Origin of the sequence: Methylosinus sp. RM1, assembly GCF_011378635.1 — a bacterium.
Taxonomy (GTDB): Bacteria; Pseudomonadota; Alphaproteobacteria; order Rhizobiales; family Beijerinckiaceae; genus Methylosinus; species Methylosinus sporium.
This window is the reverse complement of record NZ_WOVC01000020.1, coordinates 1-18,536: the sequence shown is the minus strand read 5'-3', so window position 1 is coordinate 18,536 and position 18,536 is coordinate 1. Positions and strand designations below refer to the sequence as shown.

Sequence of the window (18,536 nt, the reverse complement as noted above, 5' to 3'; positions counted from 1 at the left end):
CGAGCCGTCGCCCGAGCGGGCGTTTTCCTGCGGCGTGCTGCAACGCGGCGCCGCAGCGTTGGCTTCGCTCCCCGGCGACGCTCCCCGGCGACGCTTGGCGAACGCCCTTCCGCAGGCTAAGTTCTGCGGCGAGAGAGGAGCGTCGAACCATATCGCACGCAGGAGCGCCGCGCCGAAGGGCGCACGTCTCGCAAAGCCCGCCGAGCGCGAAAGAGGTCTCACGACAGGCGATCGCGACAAGGCCGCGAGCCGTCGGGTCACGGCGATAAACGAGAAACGACGCCAAATTTTCGGGAAGCAAACGCATGTCCAAAAGTTACGCCTCCAAGAGTTCCGCCCGGAGTCGAAAGGGCCGCGCCGACGGCGGCAATATTCCCAAACTGCCTCTCTTCGCGATCGGCGGAGTCTTTCTCGCGGCCTTCGCCGCATTGGTGGTATTCACCAGCATGAAGCCGCCGCCCGCCTCCGCCATCGGCGGTCCATTCCAGCTCGTCGCCCATAATGGCCAGACGGTCACCGAGAAGGATTTTCTCGGCCGGCCCTTCCTGGTCTTCTTCGGCTACACCCATTGCCCGGACATTTGTCATACGACTCTGTTCGAGATTTCCGAGATCCTGCGCGCGCTGGGGCCGAAGGCCAATGTCGGCGCATTATTCGTGACCGTCGATCCCGAGCGCGACACGCCCCCCGTGCTCAAGGAATATCTCTCCAATTTCGATCCGCGCATCGTCGGCGTCTCCGGCGAGCGCGCGCAGCTCGATCCGATGCTGAAAGAATATCGCATCTACGCCAAGAAGGCGGCCGAGAGCGGCGAGGACTATGCGGTCGATCACACGACCGTCGTCTATCTGATGGACAAGAACGGCCGCTTCGTCAGCTCCTTCAATGTCGGACGCAAGCCCGCCGACGCCGCGCGCGATCTCGAACGCTATTTGTGACGCGCGCGCCGCGCAGACGCGACGACGCAGAGACGACACAGTCGACATTTTTTTGCGTAAGTCGGACACTTCCCTGTCGCGACTCGGCATGGCTTTGCGTTAGCATCGCGCCATGCTTCGTTTGCGACGCGACGGATTCGCCAAAACCGCGGGCTCCACCGCCATAACAGTCACTCACGCCGGCGAGACGCTCACCGTCTCGCTGCGGCGCCTGAGCAGCGCGCGGCGTTTCACGCTGCGCGTTCGCTTCGCCGCGCGTGACGCGGTGCTCACAATGCCGGCGCGCGCCTCCTTGCGCGAGGCGCGCGAATTCACCGAACGTCACGCCGCCTGGATTTCCGCGCGGCTTCGTCGGCTGCCGGAGACGATTCCCTTCCGCGACGGCGCGATCGTGCCTCTGCGCGGCGTCGACCATTCGATCGCGCATCGCCCCGGCGCACGCGGAACCGTATGGATCCAGACGCGTTTCGCGGAAGCGTCGAGCGACATAGCGGGATCCGAGCTCTGCGTCGCCGGAGCGCAGGAGCATATTCATCGCCGCGTCACCGATTTTCTGAAACGCGAAGCGCGCCGCGATCTGGAAGACGCGGTCGAGCGCCATACGCGCGCGCTCGGCCTGCCCGCGCGCAGTGTCGGCCTGCGCGACACGGTGAGCCGCTGGGGCTCCTGCTCGGCGACGGGCTCGCTGAACTTCTCCTGGCGGCTGATCATGGCGCCCGCTTTCGTGCTCGACTATCTCGCCGCGCATGAGGTCGCCCATCTCGAATATCTCGATCATTCGGATCGCTTCTGGGCGCTGACGCGGCGCCTCTGCGCGGAGACGGATCGCGCCGAGGGCTGGCTCTCCACGCATGGCGCGCATCTGCACAAATTCGGCGCGAGCGAATAGCGCCGCGCCGTCCCTCCGCTCTCCCTCGTCGAGACATGATTTCATCTGCGCCGGAAAGGCCCGGAACGGCGGCCGTCATCGGCCCGTCACGACCGCTTGGTTTCTGAACGGTTAAAAATTCGGCGCCGCCGAATCACGCCATTCCGCGACGCACAAAAATGCGCTATAAAAGAGACGAGCTTTCTTCTTCGGTAGTCGCTCATCGAGGTGGCGTATGGCCGATGTGATCTTCTACGAGAAACCCGGCTGCTCCGGGAATGCGCGCCAAAAGGCGCTGCTGCTCGCCTCCGGCCATGCGCTGCAGGTGCGAAATCTGCTCGCGGAACCCTGGAGCGTCTCCAGCCTGCGGCCCTATTTCGGCGAGACGCCGGTGCGCGAATGGTTCAATCTCGCCGCGCCCAAGGTCAAATCCGGCGAGATCGACATCGACAGGATCACGCCGCAGGCGGCGCTGGTCATGATGATCATCGACCCGATATTGATCCGCAGACCTCTCATGAAGGTCGGCGGCCGCTGCGAGGCCGGTTTCGATCCCGAGCGGATCGGCGCCTGGATCGGCCTGCAGCCGACCGAGAAGCGGGTGAGCGACGCCTGCGTGCGGTCGGAAACGGCGGCGCGACGCGCCGAGAGCGAGACCAAAGCGACGCCCACCGCCGATTGACTCGGCGGCGGCGAGAGCGAGCGGGCGCACAAGGAGGTCGTGATGCTGTTCCGGCGCGATGCTCTGGCCTCTGCCGCGCCTTGCGGCATGTATTTCGAGAGCTTGCTCGAGCGCTGCCGGGCGATGCGGCCCATTCGCATCGGCGTGGTGCATCCCTGCGACGCCGTGTCGATAGAAGGCGCCCTCGCCGCGCGCGACCGAGGGCTCATCACGCCCGTTCTTGTCGGGCCACGCGCCAAGCTCGCGGCGGCGGCCGCCGCCGCGAACCTCTCGCTCGAGGGCGTCGAGATCGTCGATGCGCCGCATAGCCACGCCGCCGCCGACAATGGCGTCGAGCTGGTGCGTCGCGGCGAGCTCGAGGCGCTGATGAAAGGCTCGCTGCATACCGACGAGCTGATGGGAGCCGTGGTGCGGGAGGGGACCGGCCTGCGCACGGAGCGGCGCGTCAGCCATGTCTTCGTGCTCGACGTGCCCAATTACTGCAAGCCGCTGCTCGTCACCGACGCGGCGATCAACATAGCCCCCACGCTCGCCGAGAAGCGCGACATTGCGCAAAACGCCATAGACCTCGCCCATGCGCTCGGCATAGAACGGCCGAAGCTCGCCGTTCTTTCCGCCGTAGAGACGGTGGACGCCAAAATCCCGTCGACGATCGAGGCCGCCGCGCTCTGCAAAATGGCCGATCGCGGCCAGATCACCGGCGCCGACGTCGATGGTCCGCTCGCCTTCGACAATGCCATCTCGCCCGAGGCCGCGAAGGCGAAAGGCATTGTCTCCAACGTCGCCGGCTATGCCGACATTCTCCTCGTTCCCGATCTCGAGGCCGGCAACATACTCGCCAAACAGCTCGTCTATCTCGCCGACGCCGAGGACGCCGGCATTGTGCTCGGCGCCCGCGTGCCGATCGTGCTGACGAGCCGCGCCGATGGCGTGCGCGCCCGCATCGTCTCCTGCGCGCTGGCGCAGCTCTTCACCCATCGCGTGGTGGAGGGTGTGTGAGCGGCGCTTCTGCAGTTCTATTGGCGCTCAACGCCGGCTCCTCGAGCCTCAAATTCGCGCTCTACGACGCAGCGACGCTCGCGCCTCTGTGCCGCGGCGGCGTCACCGCCATAAAGGAGAAGGACCGGCCCGCCCATTTTTCGGCGAAAGGCGAGGCGGCGACGGCGCTGATGGCGGGAGAAGGCCCCTCGCCGGACACAGACCATGAGGGCGCGGCGCGCTGGCTCATCGCGGCGATCGGCGAGCGGCTGGCGGAGCTTCCCCTCGCGGCCGTGGGGCATAGGGTCGTCCATGGCGGCGCGGAATTCGACCGCCCCGTCCTGGTGACGCCGGACATTTTGCGGCGGCTGGAGGCGCTCTCGCCGCTCGCGCCGAGCCATCAGCCGCATAATCTCGCGCCGATCCGCAGCCTGCTCGACAGCGCGCCCAGGCTGCCGCAGATCGCCTGTTTCGACACGGCCTTTCACCGCACGCAGCCGCGTCTCGCGCAGCTGTTTCCGCTGCCGCGCGAATTCGCCGAGCGCGGCGTGCTGCGCTACGGCTTTCACGGCCTCTCCTATCAGTTCATCGCGGAAGAGCTGCGCCGCCTCGAGCGCGCTCCGGGCCGCACGATCGTCGCGCATCTCGGCCATGGCGCCAGCCTCTGCGCCATGCACGATCTCGAGAGCGTCGCCACCACAATGGGCTTCACGGCGCTCGACGGGCTGATGATGGGCACGCGCAGCGGCGCGATCGACCCCGGACTGCTGCTGCATCTCGTGATGCAGGAGGGCTATTCGCCGAAAGAGGTTCATGCTCTGCTCTATGAGCGATCGGGCCTGCTCGGCGTCTCCGAAATCAGCGACGATCTGCGCGCGCTCGAGGCGAGCGCCTCGCCGGCGGCGGAGGAGGCCATGGCGCTCTTCGCCTATCGCGCGGCGCGCGAGATCGGCTCGCTGGCGAGCGCGCTGAACGGGCTGGATCGCCTCGTCTTCACGGCCGGCGTCGGCGAAAATTCGCCGTCCATGCGCGCGCGAATCTGCGCCTATCTCGGCTTTCTCGGCCTCGCGCTGGACGATGCGACGAATGCGGCCAATGCGCAAGTCATCAGCGCGCCGTCGAGCCGCGTCGAAACCCTCGTGCTTCCGACCAATGAGGAAGCGGTGATCGCCGAGGCCGCGCAGGCGCTGCTCGGCGTCCATTGAGAGCGACGAAGCGCCGAAAATCGCACAGCAATTCGGCGCCCGTCGCATATTTTGCAGGCTAATTTTCGCGCCGCCCGCGCGCCGCTTTTTCACAAGCGCCTGATTTGTCGAGATGAGGCCGGCCGCACTGAGATGGCGCGGAGATTGCGTCTAGTCGGACGCCGAGAGCCGAGCTTTCGGCGCGGCCCAAAGAGGGGCCAAAATCAGCAACGCCGCTGTTCCGATCGTGTCGCGCCCAAAACGCGATCGTCGGACGGCGGCTTTTTTTGTCCGTCGCGCCCCGACGGAGCGCGGCGCCGACGAGGGGCAGACACAAAATGATGAGAATGAAACGAAGCGCTCCGCCGCGCCCGATCCTCGTGAGCGCGAAGACTTTGGCCATCGCCGCCGCTCTGCTCGGCGTCTGCGTCGGAGAGGCGGCCGGCGCGGACGCGCCAGCCAAGCTCGTCGCCGCGCCTGCGCCCGATGTCGCCGCCCCTGCGCCCCTGCCGCCGGCGCCGCTCGGCGTCTTCGGCGCCGATATGCCGCCCGCCGGCAAGCTCGTCGTCTCCATCATCCCGCAATTCGCCAATCTCTCGCATACATTGAAAGGAACGCGGCGACTCTCGTCGGAAGAGGTGGTCGCGACGACGCCCTGGTTCGGCCATCCGACATCGAAGCTCAGGCTCGTGCCGCAGAATGTCTCCGTCGCCTCGCAGACGCTGGCGCTCGCCTATGGAATCACCAAGGACTGGTCCGTCGTCGTCACCGGCGGCATGATCGAGCGCAATCTCGACATGCTCGCGTTCAAAGGACCGACGAGCCTCGAGCGTCTCGGGCTCAGCCATACGGGAACCGACGGCCTCACCGATTTCACCGCCTCGACGATCTATCGCGTCTATCAGGACGAGATACATCGCATTCAGCTCAATCTCGGCATGAGCTTCCCGACCGGAAGCACCCACAACACATTCCGCCTGCTGCTGCCGGACGGCAGCTATGCGACGAGCCGCGCCTTCTATGCATTGCAGCCGGGCGCCGGCACTTTCGACGTGCTGCCCGGAATCGTCTACGCCGGCCATATCGACAAATGGTCCTGGGGCCTCTCCTATCGCGGCCGCTTTCCGCTGGCCGCCAATCCGGAAGGCTATCTCTATGGCGATCTGCACGAGTTCAACGGCTGGGCCGGCTATAGCTGGATAAAGGGCCTGACCACCACTTTCCGCGTCAACGCCACGACGCAGGGCGAGATTCGCGGCCTCGATCCGATGATCCGCGGCAAGGCGCAGGCGGCCAATCCCAATTTCTACGGCGGCCAGCGCGTGGAGCTGTGGGGCGGCGCGACGATCGGCGGCGCGCTCATCGGCCAGGAGGCGCTGACCATCGCGCTGGAGGCGGGCATCCCCGTCTATCAAAGCCTCAACGGCCCGCAGCTCTCCAAGAACTGGCAGGCCGGCATGGCGCTGCGCTGGAGAATCTAAAATAGTCGGTGCGGGCGCGGCGGCCCCGGCGCGGCGACGCCCCCCGCCGCCCGCGTTCTCGACATCGCCTGCCGAGCGTGGCACAAACCGCCCCGGAATCTCAAAAAAGCCGTGGCGGGACGATGACGAACATAGCGGAACTGGAGACCGAGACTCTGGCGGCGATCGCGGCGGCGGCCGATGAGGCCGCGCTCGAGGCCGTGCGCGTCGGCGCTCTCGGCAAAAAGGGAAGCATTTCGGCGCTGCTGGCCACGCTCGGCAAAATGTCGCCGGAGGACCGCAAGACCGAAGGCGCCAAGATCAATGCGCTGAAGGACAAGGCTCAAGAGGCGCTCGCCGCGCGTCGCGACGTCCTGCAGACGCAAGCGCTGGAGAAGCGCCTTTCCGCCGAGACGGTGGATGTGACGCTGCCGGTGCAGGAGAGCGGCCAGGAGCTGGGGCGCATTCATCCGATCTCGCAGGTGATGGACGAGCTGACGGCGATCTTCGCCGATATGGGCTTTTCCGTCGCCGAAGGGCCGGACATTGAAAGCGACGATTATAATTTCACCAAGCTGAACTTCCCCGAGGGGCATCCCGCGCGGGAGATGCACGACACTTTCTTCTTTCCGCCGGGCGCGGACGGCAAGCGCAAGCTGCTGCGCACGCATACGAGCCCGGTGCAGGTGCGCACAATGCTGAGCAAGGCGCCGCCGATCCGCGTGATCTGCCCCGGCCGCACCTATCGCTGCGACAGCGACCAGACGCATACGCCCATGTTCCATCAGGTCGAGGGGCTCGTCATCGACGAGACGACCCATATGGGCCATTTGAAATGGGTGCTGGAGGAGTTTCTGAAGGCCTTCTTCGAGGTGAAGTCGGTGAAGATGCGCTTTCGCCCCTCCTTCTTCCCCTTCACCGAGCCTTCCGCGGAAGTGGATGTGCAATGCCGCCGCAAGGACGGCGACATTCGCTTCGGCGAGGGAGAGGATTGGATGGAGATATTGGGCTGCGGCATGGTGCATCCCAATGTGCTGCGCAATTGCGGGCTCGATCCCGACAAATATCAGGGCTTCGCCTTCGGCGTCGGCATAGATCGTCTCGCCATGCTGAAATACGGCATGTCGGATCTCCGCGCCTTCTTCGAGGCCGACGCGCGCTGGCTGACGCATTATGGATTCAGGCCGCTGGATTTCCCGACGCTGGCGGGCGGGTTGAGCGGGTGAGGCATGCCCTCCCTGCTGCGATGGCGAGGTTATCGCTTCTTCTTCTACTCGGCGGATGGATGGGAGCCGCCTCATATCCATGTGGTCAAGGACGGCAAGGAAGCGAAAATCTGGCTGAACGACCTCAATCTCGCGATCAATCTCGGTTACTCCGCCAAGGAGCTGAACGAGATCATCCGAAAGACGCGCGAGGAGCGCGGCATCTTTCTGGAGGCGTGGCATGACTATTTTGCAAATTGACATCGAGGACAGCCGCCCGATCGCCGCGCATTGCGACGACGACTTCCTGAATGTGACGCTCGCCGACGGCCGCGAGCTGCGCACGCCTCTGTGGTGGTATCCCCGCCTCGCGAGCGCGTCGCCTTCGGCGCGCAATGTCGTCGAATTCATGCCGATGGGAATGCATTGGCCGCAGATCGACGAAGACATCAGCGTCGCCAGCATGCTGCGCGGTCAAAAAGCGCCGGGCGCGACGCCTCCCGCACAGGCCGCACGAGGCGCCTCGCCGAGATGAGCTCAACGATCTATTTCGTCACCGACGTCGAGCTCGATGGACCAGATCCGTCGCGCAATTCGATGATCAGCTTCGCTTCTGCCGCGCTGGACGCCGACAGCGGCGTCGTCGGGACATTCGAGGTCAATGTCGCGCCTCTCGCGGGCCGCTCGCCCGATCCGCATACGGCCGCCTGGTGGGCGACGCAGCCGCTCGCCTATGAAGCGTCGACGCGCGATCCGCGCGCGGCCGAAGAAGCGATGATCGCCTTCGCCGATTGGGTGGAGAGCTTCGCCGCCGTCCGCGTCTTCGCGTCTCGCCCGCTGATGCTCGATGGCGTCTGGATCGACGAATATCTGCGCCGCTTCGCCGGCGCGCGCGTCTTCTCCGCGCCCTGGGAAGGGCGACAGCTGTTCCACGGAGCGGGTCTCGACATCGGCAGCCTGCTCATCGGCCTCTTCGGCTGGAGCTATGCGCAAGCGCATGACGTCTCGTTTCCCAAAGACTGGCTCGGCGGCCATGCGCACACGCATAGAGCGATCGACGATGCGCTCGGCTACGCCAATGTCCTACACTGCGCCTTGCGCGTCAGCGCCGCGCAGCCCAAAAAGCACGAAGATTTCCGGAACGTTCCCGCATGAAACTCACACTCTCCTGGCTGAAAGACCATCTCGAGACGAGCGCCTCGCTCGAGGAGGTCGTCGAAACTCTGACGCGCATCGGCCTCGAGGTCGAGCATTTGCACGATCCCGCCGCGCAGCTGAAGGATTTCCGCATCGCGCATGTGATCGAGGCCAAGCCGCATCCCAACGCCGATCGCCTGCGCGTCTGCATGGTCGATACGGGCGAAGGCGCGCCGGTGCAGGTCGTCTGCGGCGCGCCCAACGCCCGCACGGGATTGAAGACCGTCTTCTCCGCGCCCGGAACCTATATTCCGGCCAAGAAGATCACGCTCGGCAAGGGCGTCATCCGCGGCGTCGAATCGCTCGGAATGCTGTGCTCGGCCGCCGAGCTGGAGCTCTCCGACGAGCATGACGGCATCATAGAGCTGCCGGAGGACGCCCCCATCGGCGCGGTCTATGCCAAATGGGCCGGGCTCGACGATCCGGTCGTCGAGATCAATCTGACGCCCAACCGCTCCGACGCCGCCGGCATTTATGGCATTGCGCGCGATCTCGCCGCCGCAGGCCTCGGAACGCTGAAGACGCCGCCAGTGGAAACGATCGAAAGCCGCTTCGCCATTCCGCAGCGCGTCACGCTCGATTTCGTGGACGCGGACGAGCATCTCGCGCCGCTCTTCGCTCTGCGTCTGGTGCGCGGCGTGAAGAATGGCCCGAGCCCGGCCTGGCTGCAGGATCGCCTGCGCGCCATCGGCCTGCGCCCGATCAACGCGCTCGTCGACATCACCAATTATCTGACCTTCGACCGCGCGCGTCCGCTGCATGTCTTCGACGCGAAGAAAGTGGCGGGCGAGCTCGTGGTGCGCCGCGCCCGCGCCGGCGAGGAGCTGCTCGCGCTCGACGGCAAGACCTATAAGCTCGATTCCGACATGGTCGTCATCGCCGACCACAAAGGCCCCGAATCTCTCGCCGGCGTCATGGGCGGCGAGCATTCCGGCTGCTCCGACGACACGACGGACGTGCTGATCGAGACCGCGCTGTGGGATCCCGCCAATATCGCCCACACCGGCCGCAAGCTCGGCATCTCCACCGACGCGCGCTATCGTTTCGAGCGCGGCGTCGATCCGTCCTTCGCTCTGCCCGGCCTCGAGCTGGCGACGAAGCTGGTGCTGGAATTCTGCGGCGGCGAGGCGTCCGACGTCGCCATTTGCGGCGCGGCGGAAACGCCGACGCGCCGGCTGCGCTTCCCCTGGAGCGAGACGAAGCGCCTCACCGGCCTCGACGTCTCGAAAGACGAGTCGACCGCCATTCTCACGCGCCTCGGCTTCACGATCGAGGCGGCGGGCGAGGAGGCGCTGGTGGGCGTTCCCAGCTGGCGCCCGGACATTGAAGGCAAGGCCGATCTCGTCGAGGAGATCGCCCGCATCGCCGGCTTCGACACCATCGCCGCGGCGCCGCTGCCGCGCAACGCCGGCGTAACCGAGCCAGTTCTCACCCTGCTGCAGAAGCGCACGCGCGCGGCGCGACGCGCGCTGGCGGCGCGCGGGATGGTCGAGGCCGTCACCTGGTCCTTCGTCTCCGAGGAGCAGGCACAAGCTTTCCGTAGCAGCGGCGAAAATCGCTTCGCCCTCGCCAATCCGATCGCGGCGGAACTCTCGGACATGCGGCCGAGCCTGCTGCCCGGCCTCGTCACCGCCGCCGGCCGCAACGCCGCGCGCGGCTTTCCCGATGTCGCTCTGTTCGAGGTCGGGCAAATCTTCCTCGGCGAGGATGAGAAGGGCCAGAAGATCGCCGCCACGGGTCTGCGCCGCGGCTTCGCTCTGCCGGCCGGCGCCGGCCGGCATTGGTCGGGCAAGGAGCGCGCGGTCGGCGTCTTCGACGTGAAGGCCGACGCGCTCGCGCTGCTGCAGACGCTCGGCGTCGCCACGGGCGGCTTGCAGATCGTCGCCGGCGGCCCCTCCTGGCTCCATCCGGGCCGCTCGGCGACGCTGCAATTCGGCCCCAAGGCGGTCATCGGCCATTTCGGCGAATTGCACCCGCGCGTGTTGCAGGCGCTCGACGTCGAGGGGCCGATCGCCGCATTCGAGATTATTCTCGACGCGCTTCCGGCGCCCAAGGCCAAGCCCACCAAGGCCAAGGCGAAATTGGAGCTCTCCGATCTCCAGCCGGTCTCGCGCGATTTCGCCTTTCTGCTGGATCGCGACCAGCCGGCCGGCGATCTCATTCGCGCCGTGCAGGGCGCCGATCGCGCGCTCATCACCGATGTCAGCGTCTTCGACATCTATGAAGGCCAAGGCGTGCCGGAGGGCAAGAAATCCGTCGGCGTCGCCGTGCGGCTGCAGCCCCGCGACAAAACGCTCACCGACGCCGATCTCGAGGCCCTCGCCCACAAAATTGTCACAGAGGCGGGCAAGAAAACGGGCGCCCAACTCAGAGGTTGACGATGCTTCGCATGATTCGCTTCGTCTTCATTGCCTGCCTCGCCGGTTTTTGCTCCGCCGCGGCCGCCGCGCCGCGCAATATCGGCGATTGCGAGCAGATACAGGCGGCGGACGCCTATAATCGCTGTCTCGCCTCCTTCGGCCCGGCCGCCCGCACGCGGAGCAACGCTTCCGCGCTCTCCTTCGCTCCGGCGGAGGAGGCGGCCTCCCAGAGCGACAAGCGCCCCGGCGCTTTCGCGGAACGAGGCCACCGCGGGCGCTTGCGCATGATGTTTTCGCCCGGCGGCCGCTGACGACCGCCGCCGGCGAGGGAGGAGCGACCAATGGCTCGAACACCCTCGATCGGCGGCATAGCGCGACGCGATTTTCTCAATGGCCTGCTGATCGCCGCGGGCGGCGCTGTCTCGCGCAGCGTTTCCGCGCGCGCTTTCGCGGGCGGAACCTGCGACGGGCCGATCGGCCTCGATCCGCGCGCTCTGCGCGGCGGCAATCTCCCTTCCGTTTTCGCCGTCTCGCATTGGCTGCGCGACGGTCGCCTGACGTTCGAGAAAGGCTCCGTCTCGCTCGCGCCGGGATGCGACGAGAGCGCCGGAACTTTTCCCATTCTGGACACGAATGGAAGCTTCGACGTCATCGTCATCGGCGGCGGCCTGTCCGGCCTTTCCGCCGCGCATCATCTGCTGCGCGAGCGCCCGCAGGCGCGCCTGCTGATCCTCGAGGCGGCGCCTGTCCTCGGCGGCAACGCCGGCCGTGACGACGCCCCGCCCCTCCCCGGCCCGGCCTCCACCGCCGGCGCCTATGGAGCCGCGCCTTCCGCCGATTGGCTCGCGCAATTCTATCGCGCCATCGACGTCGATTGGCTGGCGCAGAGCGTCCCCGGCCCGGAGAGCAGCTTCTACTTCGACGAATTCGCGCCCGGCCTCGGCGCCGGCGCGCGCGGCTGGAACATAGACACATTCGAGCGCGGCGCCGCGCATCTTCCCTATGACGCGCGCCTGCGGGAAGACTTCGCCCGCGCTTTCGCGGCGATCCGCGCGCTCGGCGAAAAAGGCCTCGCCGAACCGGCCGATGAGAGCGACCCGGCGCTCGACGATCTCTCGAGCGTCAGCCTCGCGCAGCATCTCGAGACGACGCTCGGCTGCGACGCGATCGTCTCGCGCTTTTTCACCGCCTATACGCTGACCGCTTTCGGCGGAACGGCCGAGCAGGTGAACGCTCATAGCGCCATCACATTCTTGTCGAGCGAGCTGACCCGCGGCTCCGTCTTCGCCTATCCGGGCGGAACGTCGGAAATCGCGCGCCGCATTTCGCGCCGACTGACGCAGAGCGAGACGCCGCCGCGTTTCGAAACCAACGCCACGGCGCTACGGATCGAGACGACGGCGCGTGGCGCGAACGTCGTCTATTTCCAGGATGGCCGCTTTCATCGCATCTTCGGCGAGCGGATTATCCTCGCCGCGCCGGCGCAGAGCGCGCGCCATCTCGTCGCGCATCTTTCCGACGCCGCGCGCAAAGCGGCATGGACGCAATTCCATGCGGCGCCGCTCGTCACCGCCAATGTCGTGCTGCGCCACGCGGCGCCCTTGGCGCAGCTCGGGCTCGGCTACAGTCAGAGCTGGTGGGGCGGCCGGCATTTCGTCAATTACATCGTCGCCGATTGGATGAGCGACAAGCGCGCCGCTCCCCAGCGGCAAACGACGCTCACCTTCTACGGCGGCTGCGACGCGCCGCTGGGCGCTCTCGCCGAAGCGCGCATGAAGCTGCTGCACACGCCCTTTTCCGATTACGAAGACTCCCTCCGCAGCGATCTGTCGCGGCTGATGCGCGGCGCGGATTTCGATTTCGATCGCGATGTGCGCGCGCTCTTCCTCTATCGCTGGGGCCACAGCATGTTGCGGCCGCCGCCGAATTTCCTCTTCGGCGCGACGCGAGGCGCGAGCGGCAGGCTCGACCGCGCCCAGGCGCCGCGGCGCATCGCCTGCGCGCCGCTGGGGCCGATCGTTTTCGCGGGCCAGCATGTCGAAGGCGCCCCATCTATCGAGAGCGCGATCGGCTCCGGTCGCCGCGCAGCGCTGCAAGCGCTGGAGACGGCCCCACGCTGAAAGCGCCTCACCAGCGCAGAACAGCGCCGCCCCAGGTCATTCCGGCGCCGATCGCCATCATGGCGATCACATCGCCCTTCTTCAGCCGGCCGGCGCGATTGGCCTCGTCCAGCGTGATCGGCATGGAAGCGCTCGACGTGTTGCCGAAGCGGGAAATATTCATCCAGCATTTCTCGAGCGGCACGCCGAGCTGCGCCAGCGACGCCTCTATGATGCGGGCGTTGGCCTGATGCGCGATGACGTGATCGACATCCTTCGCCTCGAGGCCGGCCATGGCCAACGCCTCGGTGACGATCTCCGGCAGCAAGCGCAGCGCGACCTTATAGACCTCGCGGCCGCGCATTTTGATCTTATGCGCCTCCCCCGGCGTCGGCCCGTCCTGACGCGGATCATAGGCGCGCGGAATGCCGAGAATGCTGGTCAATGTTCCATCGGTGCGCAGGCTGGTCGCGAGAAGGCCGCGGCCCTCCTCCTCACCCGGGCCGAGCACCATGGCGCCGGCGGCGTCGCCGAACAGCACACAGGTCTCACGATTGGTCCAATCGACGACGCGGCTCAGCGTCTCCGCCCCCACGACCAGCGCGCGGCGGACCTTGCCGGTCTTGATGAACTGATCGGCGATGGAGAGCGCATAGAGCGAGCCGGCGCAGGCGGCCGAGACATCGAAGGCGAAAGCGTTCTCGGCGCCGATCTTGGCCTGCAGAAAGGCGGCGCAGGCGGGCGTCTGCGCGTCGCCGGTCACTGTGGCGACGATGATGAGGTCCAGCTCGCGTGGATCGACGCCGGCCAGCTCCAACGCGTTTTTCGCTGCTGCGGCGGCCATATCGGAGGTGGATTCGCCCGGCGCGGCGATGCGCCGCTCCTCGATCCCGGTGCGGCTGACGATCCAGGCGCCATTGGTCGCGACCATTTTCTCGAGGTCGGCGTTGGTCAGAACCTTCGCGGGGGCGTAGGATCCGGTTCCGAGTATGACGGTTCTGAGCAACGGCGTGCAGCCTCTTCCTTCTGACCCCGGCGAGCGTGCGCCGCCGGGGATACCTCATGCCTAGCAGGGATCGGCGAGGCGCGAACCTTAAAATTCGTTAATCCCCAAGCCTAGCTCGAGATTGCCTGCTCGAGTTCCGCCTGGCTCGAGTTTGGCGGAGTTCACGTTTCGATCCGCGCCGGGGGCGATTGCCACGGCGCGCGCGCCATGGCAAGCCTTCGCCCATGCAGAACGTCCCCTCCGACCCGCCCGCGCCCGCCAAAGAGGCGCCGCGCGTCTCCTTCGTCTCGCTCGGCTGCCCCAAGGCGCTCGTCGACAGCGAGCGCATCCTCACGCGCCTGCGCGCCGAAGGCTATGAGCTTTCGCGCACCCATGCGGGGGCCGATGTCGTGGTGGTGAACACCTGCGGCTTTCTGGACAGCGCCAAGGCCGAGTCGCTGGAGGCGATCGGCGCGGCGCTCAAGGAGAATGGCAAGGTCGTCGTCACCGGCTGCATGGGCGCCGAGCCGCAGGCGATCGCCGAGCAATTCCCCGACGTGTTGGCGATCACCGGCCCGCAAGCCTATGAGAGCGTGGTCGAGGCCGTCCACGCCGCCGCCGCGCCGAGCCATGATCCGTTTCTCGATCTCGTGCCCGAGCAGGGCGTCAAGCTCACGCCGCGCCATTACGCCTATCTCAAAATCTCGGAAGGCTGCGACAATAGCTGCTCCTTCTGTATCATTCCGCATTTGCGCGGCTCGCTGGCCTCGCGGCCCGCGGGCGAGGTGCTGCGCGAGGCCGAGCGGCTGGTGAAGGCGGGCGTCAAGGAGCTGCTGGTCATCTCGCAGGACACCAGCGCCTATGGCCGCGATCTGCGCTACTCCGAAAGCCAATGGGGCGACCGCAGCGTGCGCGCGCGTTTCCTCGACCTCGCAAAGGAGCTGGGCTCGCTCGGGGCCTGGGTGCGGCTACATTATGTCTATCCCTATCCGCATGTGGACGAGGTCGTCGAGCTGATGGCGCAGGGCAATATCCTGCCCTATCTCGACATTCCCTTTCAGCACGCCGCCCCTTCCGTGCTGAAGGCGATGAAGCGTCCCGCCAATGAGGAGAAGACGCTGGAGCGCATCAAGGCGTGGCGACGCATCTGCCCCGATCTCGCGCTGCGCTCCACTTTCATCGTCGGCTTCCCCGGCGAGACGGAAGAGGATTTCGCCTATCTGCTCGATTGGCTGGAGGAGGCGGAGATCGACCGCGCCGGCGCCTTCCGCTACGAGCCCGTGGCCGGCGCGCCGGCCAACGATCTGCCGCGCGACGCCATCCCGCCCGAGGTGAAGGACCAGCGCTGGAAGCGCTTCATGGAGCGCCAGCAGAAGGTGAGCGCCCGCCTCCTGAAGCGCAAGATCGGCAAGCGCCTGCAAGTTCTGGTGGACGAGCCCGGCGGCGGCGCCACAGGCCTCGCACGCGGACGCAGCAAGGCGGACGCGCCGCAGATCGACGGAACCGTGCATATCTCCTCGCGCCGCCCACTGCGCGCCGGCGACATCGTAACAGTGAAGATCGACCGCGCCGACGCCTATGATCTCTATGGCGCGGCGGTGTGATATAAGAGCGCGAAGCCTCGCCGCGCGCGCATCCTTCTCCCGCCTGCGGGAGAAGGTGGCCCGGCGAAGCCGGGTCGGATGAGGGCCCCGGCCGCGAAAGCGAGTGATAAACGATAAAAATAGGCCACGAACCGCAGCGACCCTCATCCGACCTCGCTTCGCGAGGCCACCTTCTCCCACGAGTGGGCGAAGGAGCGCGCACGACGAATGCTGAACAACAATAACCGAGGAGCGCCGCCCATGACCGAAGAACCCCCGAAGGACCGCATTCCGCGTCTGCTGGCCAGCCGTCAGCTGATGTTCTTCACGGCGGTCATCCTCGCCTTGTGGGTGTTCGTCACCTTCTTCTTCCGCAATCCGTATCAGCAGGCGGTCGAGTTCGGCTATTACGACAGTCACCCTTATGACGAAGGCACGATCTGGACCTATGTGCTGGTCGTCGTGCCGATGATCGGCCTAGGGGCCGCGCTGCTCTGGTGGCAGCGGCGCAGCGCCGGCAAGTAATCGCGCATTGCGCAGCGCGGTGGAAGACTGCGCCACGCGCGGCGCATGGAGATAGACGAAAGCGGGCGGCGGCATGTCGGCGAGCAGCGCCGCCGCGCTCTCCGGCAGGCGGGCGGACGCATAGCGTTGCGCCGCTTTGGCCGAGGCGGCGCGAAAGGTCGCGCCCGGCCGATCGACGATGGCGATCGGCGTCGTTTGCGCGATCTCCCGCCAATCGCGCCAGCGGTGGAACTGCAGCAGATTGTCCGCGCCCATGATCCAGACGAAGCGCACGCCTGGACAGCGCCGATGCAGAAAACGCAGCGTGTCCGCCGTATAGCGCGCGCCGATCTCCGCCTCGAGCCCCGTGACCACTATGCGCGGATCGCGGGCGACTTTCTGCGCCGCGGCGATGCGCTGCGCCAGAGACGGCAGGCCGGCGGTCTCCTTCAGCGGATTGCCGGGCGTCACCAGCCACCAGAGGCGATCGAGCGCCAGCCTCTGCAACGCCACCTGCGAGACATGGGCGTGGCCTTCATGCGGCGGATCGAAAGAGCCGCCGAAGAGGCCGATGCGCATCCCCGGCGCGTGAGGCGGCAGGCGGATCATCGCGAAATCTTCGAAAGCTCGCGCTTCCTTCTCCCACTTGTGGGAGAAGGTGGCCTCGCGAAGCGAGGTCGGATGAGGGCCCTGGCGGCCACAGCATTCTTTGGGACCAACTCGGCTCGCATACGGAAAACCTCGGCGACCCTCATCCGACCCGACTGCGTCGGGCCACCTTCTCCCACAAGTGGGAGAAGGGAGCGCGCACGAAGATTCCGCGCGCTCATCCCCGCACCTGCCCGGCGCCGTGGACGCGATATTTGAACGAGGTGAGCTGCTCGACGCCCACCGGGCCGCGCGCATGCATGCGGCCCGTCGCTATGCCGATCTCGGCGCCGAAGCCGAACTCGCCGCCATCGGCGAATTGCGTCGAGGCGTTGTGCAGCACGATCGCCGAATCCACCTCGGCCATGAAGCGCCGCGCCACTTCCTCATTCTGCGTGATGATGCAATCTGTGTGATGCGAGCCGTAAGTCTCTATATGCGCGATCGCCGCCTCCAGCCCATCGACGACGCGGACGGCGATGATGGCGTCGAGATATTCGGCGCGCCAATCCTCCTCGCTCGCCGGCAGAACGAGCACGTCGACATCCTGCGTCGCGGCGTCGCCGCGCACCTCGCAGCCGGCGTCGAGCAGCATCTTCACGAGCGGCTCGAGATGCGTGGCCGCGCAGGCGCGATCGACCAGCAGCGTCTCGGCGGCGCCGCAAATGCCGGTGCGGCGGAGCTTGGCGTTGAGCAATATATGCTTCGCCATGTCGAGATCGGCTTGCGCGTGGACGAAGACATGAACAATGCCCTCGAGATGCGCGAAGACCGGCACGCGCGCCTCATGCTGCACGCGCGCGACCAGGCTCTTGCCGCCGCGCGGCACGATGACGTCGACATTGCCGTCCAGACCGGCGAGCATGGCGCCGACGGCGGCGCGATCGGCGACGGGGACCAGCGAGATCGCCTCTTCCGGCAGGCCGGCGGCGACGAGGCCGGCGACGAGACAGGCATGGATCGCGCGAGAGGAGCGCAGGCTCTCCGAGCCGCCGCGCAGAATGGCGGCGTTGCCGGCCTTGAGGCAGAGGCCGCCGGCGTCGGCGGTGACATTGGGCCGGCTCTCGTAAATCACCCCGATGACGCCGAGCGGCGTCGCCACGCGCTCGATGAGGAGGCCATTGGGGCGCTCGAAGGACGCCAGCAGCCGGCCGACGGGATCGGCCAGCTCGGCGATCTCCTCGAGGCCGCGCGCCATCGCCTCGACGCGCGCGGGATCGAGCGTCAGCCGATCGAGAAAAGCGGCGGCGGTTCCACGCGATTTCGCCTCCGCGACATCCAGCGCATTGGCGGCGAGCAGCTCGCCCATGCGCCGGCGCAGCTCCGCCGCAGCAGCGCGCAGAGCGGCGTTTTTGGTCTCGGCCGACGCCAGCGCGACCGACCGCGCCGCCCGCCGGGCGCCGGCGCCGAGCGTGGACATCAGCTCGCCGATCGCCCGCTCGCTCGTCACGATTGCTTCCGCCTGCGCCATTTTCTTCGCCTTTCGACTGCTCGCGATCCGCTAGCACGAATCGCCCCGCCGCTGAAAGCCGGCGGTTTCGAGCAGGCGATTCCGAACAGGCGATTCCGAGCGGACTTGCCTTCCGGCGGAGCCTTTTGTAATACGCCACGGCTCGCGGGCCTCGGCGCCGAGCGGCCGAGACGAACGACTCGTCGGCGACGCCCGACTGGGTATCCGAGCGCAGGCGAAACGGACCCTGCGAATGCGCGGAGCACACCGAAACGAGGTTCTTCGGATGACCAAACGCGCGCTGTTGACGGGCATTACCGGACAGGACGGAGCCTATCTCGCACAGCTTCTGCTCGGCAAAGGCTATGAAGTCTATGGCGTGATCCGCCGCTCCT

At 66.8% G+C, this 18,536-nt stretch carries 19 protein-coding genes; 16 read left to right on the top strand and 3 right to left on the bottom strand.

All coding sequences use genetic code 11. The features are described 5' to 3' along the window. The first annotated feature begins 305 nt into the window (after positions 1–305). The 13 genes from FMZ75_RS14025 to FMZ75_RS13965 all read left to right on the top strand — a co-directional run bounded on the left by FMZ75_RS14025 (position 306) and on the right by FMZ75_RS13965 (position 12,992). Positions 306–938: an SCO family protein gene (locus FMZ75_RS14025; RefSeq protein WP_166143638.1), complete on the top strand. Its 633-nt coding sequence runs from the start codon at positions 306–308 to the stop codon at positions 936–938. A gap of 112 nt (positions 939–1,050) precedes the next feature. Beyond that, positions 1,051–1,827 carry a M48 family metallopeptidase gene (locus FMZ75_RS14020; protein WP_166143636.1) on the top strand — a complete coding sequence of 259 codons (777 nt, stop codon included), beginning with the start codon at positions 1,051–1,053 and terminating at the stop codon, positions 1,825–1,827. 214 nt (positions 1,828–2,041) lie between these two features. Then, positions 2,042–2,488 (top strand): ArsC/Spx/MgsR family protein, encoded by a 447-nt coding sequence (locus FMZ75_RS14015; RefSeq protein ID WP_166143634.1) that lies wholly within the window; start codon positions 2,042–2,044, stop codon positions 2,486–2,488. A gap of 42 nt (positions 2,489–2,530) precedes the next feature. Beyond that, on the top strand, positions 2,531–3,487 hold the full coding sequence (locus FMZ75_RS14010; protein WP_166143632.1) for a bifunctional enoyl-CoA hydratase/phosphate acetyltransferase: 957 nt from the start codon (positions 2,531–2,533) through the stop codon (positions 3,485–3,487). After that, the gene (locus FMZ75_RS14005) at positions 3,484–4,671 is read left to right on the top strand and encodes an acetate/propionate family kinase (protein WP_166143629.1); all 1,188 of its coding nucleotides are present in this window, start codon (positions 3,484–3,486) and stop codon (positions 4,669–4,671) included. The genes FMZ75_RS14010 and FMZ75_RS14005 overlap by 4 nt, the downstream gene beginning before the upstream one ends. Positions 4,672–4,997: 326 nt before the next feature. Then, positions 4,998–6,131, top strand: a complete 1,134-nt coding sequence (locus FMZ75_RS14000; RefSeq protein WP_166143627.1) for an alpha-amylase — start codon at positions 4,998–5,000, stop codon at positions 6,129–6,131. A 122-nt stretch (positions 6,132–6,253) separates the two neighbouring features. Beyond that, complete coding sequence (pheS, locus tag FMZ75_RS13995) at positions 6,254–7,336, top strand: phenylalanine--tRNA ligase subunit alpha (RefSeq protein WP_166143625.1); 1,083 nt, start codon at positions 6,254–6,256, stop codon at positions 7,334–7,336. A 3-nt stretch (positions 7,337–7,339) separates the two neighbouring features. Further along, positions 7,340–7,576: a DUF4160 domain-containing protein gene (locus FMZ75_RS13990; RefSeq protein WP_166143623.1), complete on the top strand. Its 237-nt coding sequence runs from the start codon at positions 7,340–7,342 to the stop codon at positions 7,574–7,576. Beyond that, positions 7,557–7,850, top strand: a complete 294-nt coding sequence (locus tag FMZ75_RS13985) for a DUF2442 domain-containing protein (RefSeq protein ID WP_166143621.1) — start codon at positions 7,557–7,559, stop codon at positions 7,848–7,850. The genes FMZ75_RS13990 and FMZ75_RS13985 overlap by 20 nt, the downstream gene beginning before the upstream one ends. Then, on the top strand, positions 7,847–8,470 hold the full coding sequence (locus FMZ75_RS13980) for a DNA polymerase III subunit epsilon (protein WP_166143619.1): 624 nt from the start codon (positions 7,847–7,849) through the stop codon (positions 8,468–8,470). Before FMZ75_RS13985 ends, FMZ75_RS13980 begins: the two co-directional genes overlap by 4 nt. Continuing rightward, positions 8,467–10,890: a phenylalanine--tRNA ligase subunit beta gene (pheT, locus tag FMZ75_RS13975; protein WP_166143617.1), complete on the top strand. Its 2,424-nt coding sequence runs from the start codon at positions 8,467–8,469 to the stop codon at positions 10,888–10,890. The genes FMZ75_RS13980 and pheT overlap by 4 nt, the downstream gene beginning before the upstream one ends. An 11-nt stretch (positions 10,891–10,901) precedes the next feature. Then, positions 10,902–11,183: a hypothetical protein gene (locus FMZ75_RS13970; RefSeq protein ID WP_166143615.1), complete on the top strand. Its 282-nt coding sequence runs from the start codon at positions 10,902–10,904 to the stop codon at positions 11,181–11,183. Between the two features lie 30 nt (positions 11,184–11,213). Then, complete coding sequence (locus tag FMZ75_RS13965) at positions 11,214–12,992, top strand: FAD-dependent oxidoreductase (RefSeq protein WP_166143613.1); 1,779 nt, start codon at positions 11,214–11,216, stop codon at positions 12,990–12,992. Between the two features lie 7 nt (positions 12,993–12,999). Here the strand turns inward: FMZ75_RS13965 and FMZ75_RS13960 are convergent, their stop codons facing one another. After that, positions 13,000–13,977: a beta-ketoacyl-ACP synthase III gene (locus FMZ75_RS13960; RefSeq protein ID WP_166143611.1), complete on the bottom strand. Its 978-nt coding sequence runs from the start codon at positions 13,975–13,977 to the stop codon at positions 13,000–13,002. Positions 13,978–14,201: 224 nt separating this feature from the next. Here FMZ75_RS13960 and rimO point away from each other — a divergent pair, with 224 nt between their 5' ends. Both rimO and FMZ75_RS13950 read left to right on the top strand, forming a co-directional pair. Then, positions 14,202–15,560, top strand: a complete 1,359-nt coding sequence (gene rimO / locus FMZ75_RS13955) for a 30S ribosomal protein S12 methylthiotransferase RimO (protein WP_166143609.1) — start codon at positions 14,202–14,204, stop codon at positions 15,558–15,560. Between the two features lie 240 nt (positions 15,561–15,800). Further along, entirely contained in the window at positions 15,801–16,064 is a 264-nt protein-coding gene (locus tag FMZ75_RS13950) for a hypothetical protein (protein ID WP_018264358.1), read from the top strand. Here FMZ75_RS13950 and FMZ75_RS13945 read toward each other — a convergent pair. Together FMZ75_RS13945 and FMZ75_RS13940 are read right to left on the bottom strand one after the other, a co-directional pair. Beyond that, positions 16,017–16,652 carry a nicotinate-nucleotide adenylyltransferase gene (locus FMZ75_RS13945; RefSeq protein WP_166143607.1) on the bottom strand — a complete coding sequence of 212 codons (636 nt, stop codon included), beginning with the start codon at positions 16,650–16,652 and terminating at the stop codon, positions 16,017–16,019. The genes FMZ75_RS13950 and FMZ75_RS13945 overlap by 48 nt on opposite strands. A 217-nt stretch (positions 16,653–16,869) precedes the next feature. Next, the gene (locus tag FMZ75_RS13940) at positions 16,870–18,162 is read right to left on the bottom strand and encodes a glutamate-5-semialdehyde dehydrogenase (protein WP_166143605.1); all 1,293 of its coding nucleotides are present in this window, start codon (positions 18,160–18,162) and stop codon (positions 16,870–16,872) included. A gap of 265 nt (positions 18,163–18,427) precedes the next feature. Here FMZ75_RS13940 and FMZ75_RS13935 point away from each other — a divergent pair. Further along, on the top strand, positions 18,428–18,536 hold a 109-nt coding region (locus FMZ75_RS13935), incomplete at its 3' end, for a GDP-mannose 4,6-dehydratase (RefSeq protein ID WP_166143603.1).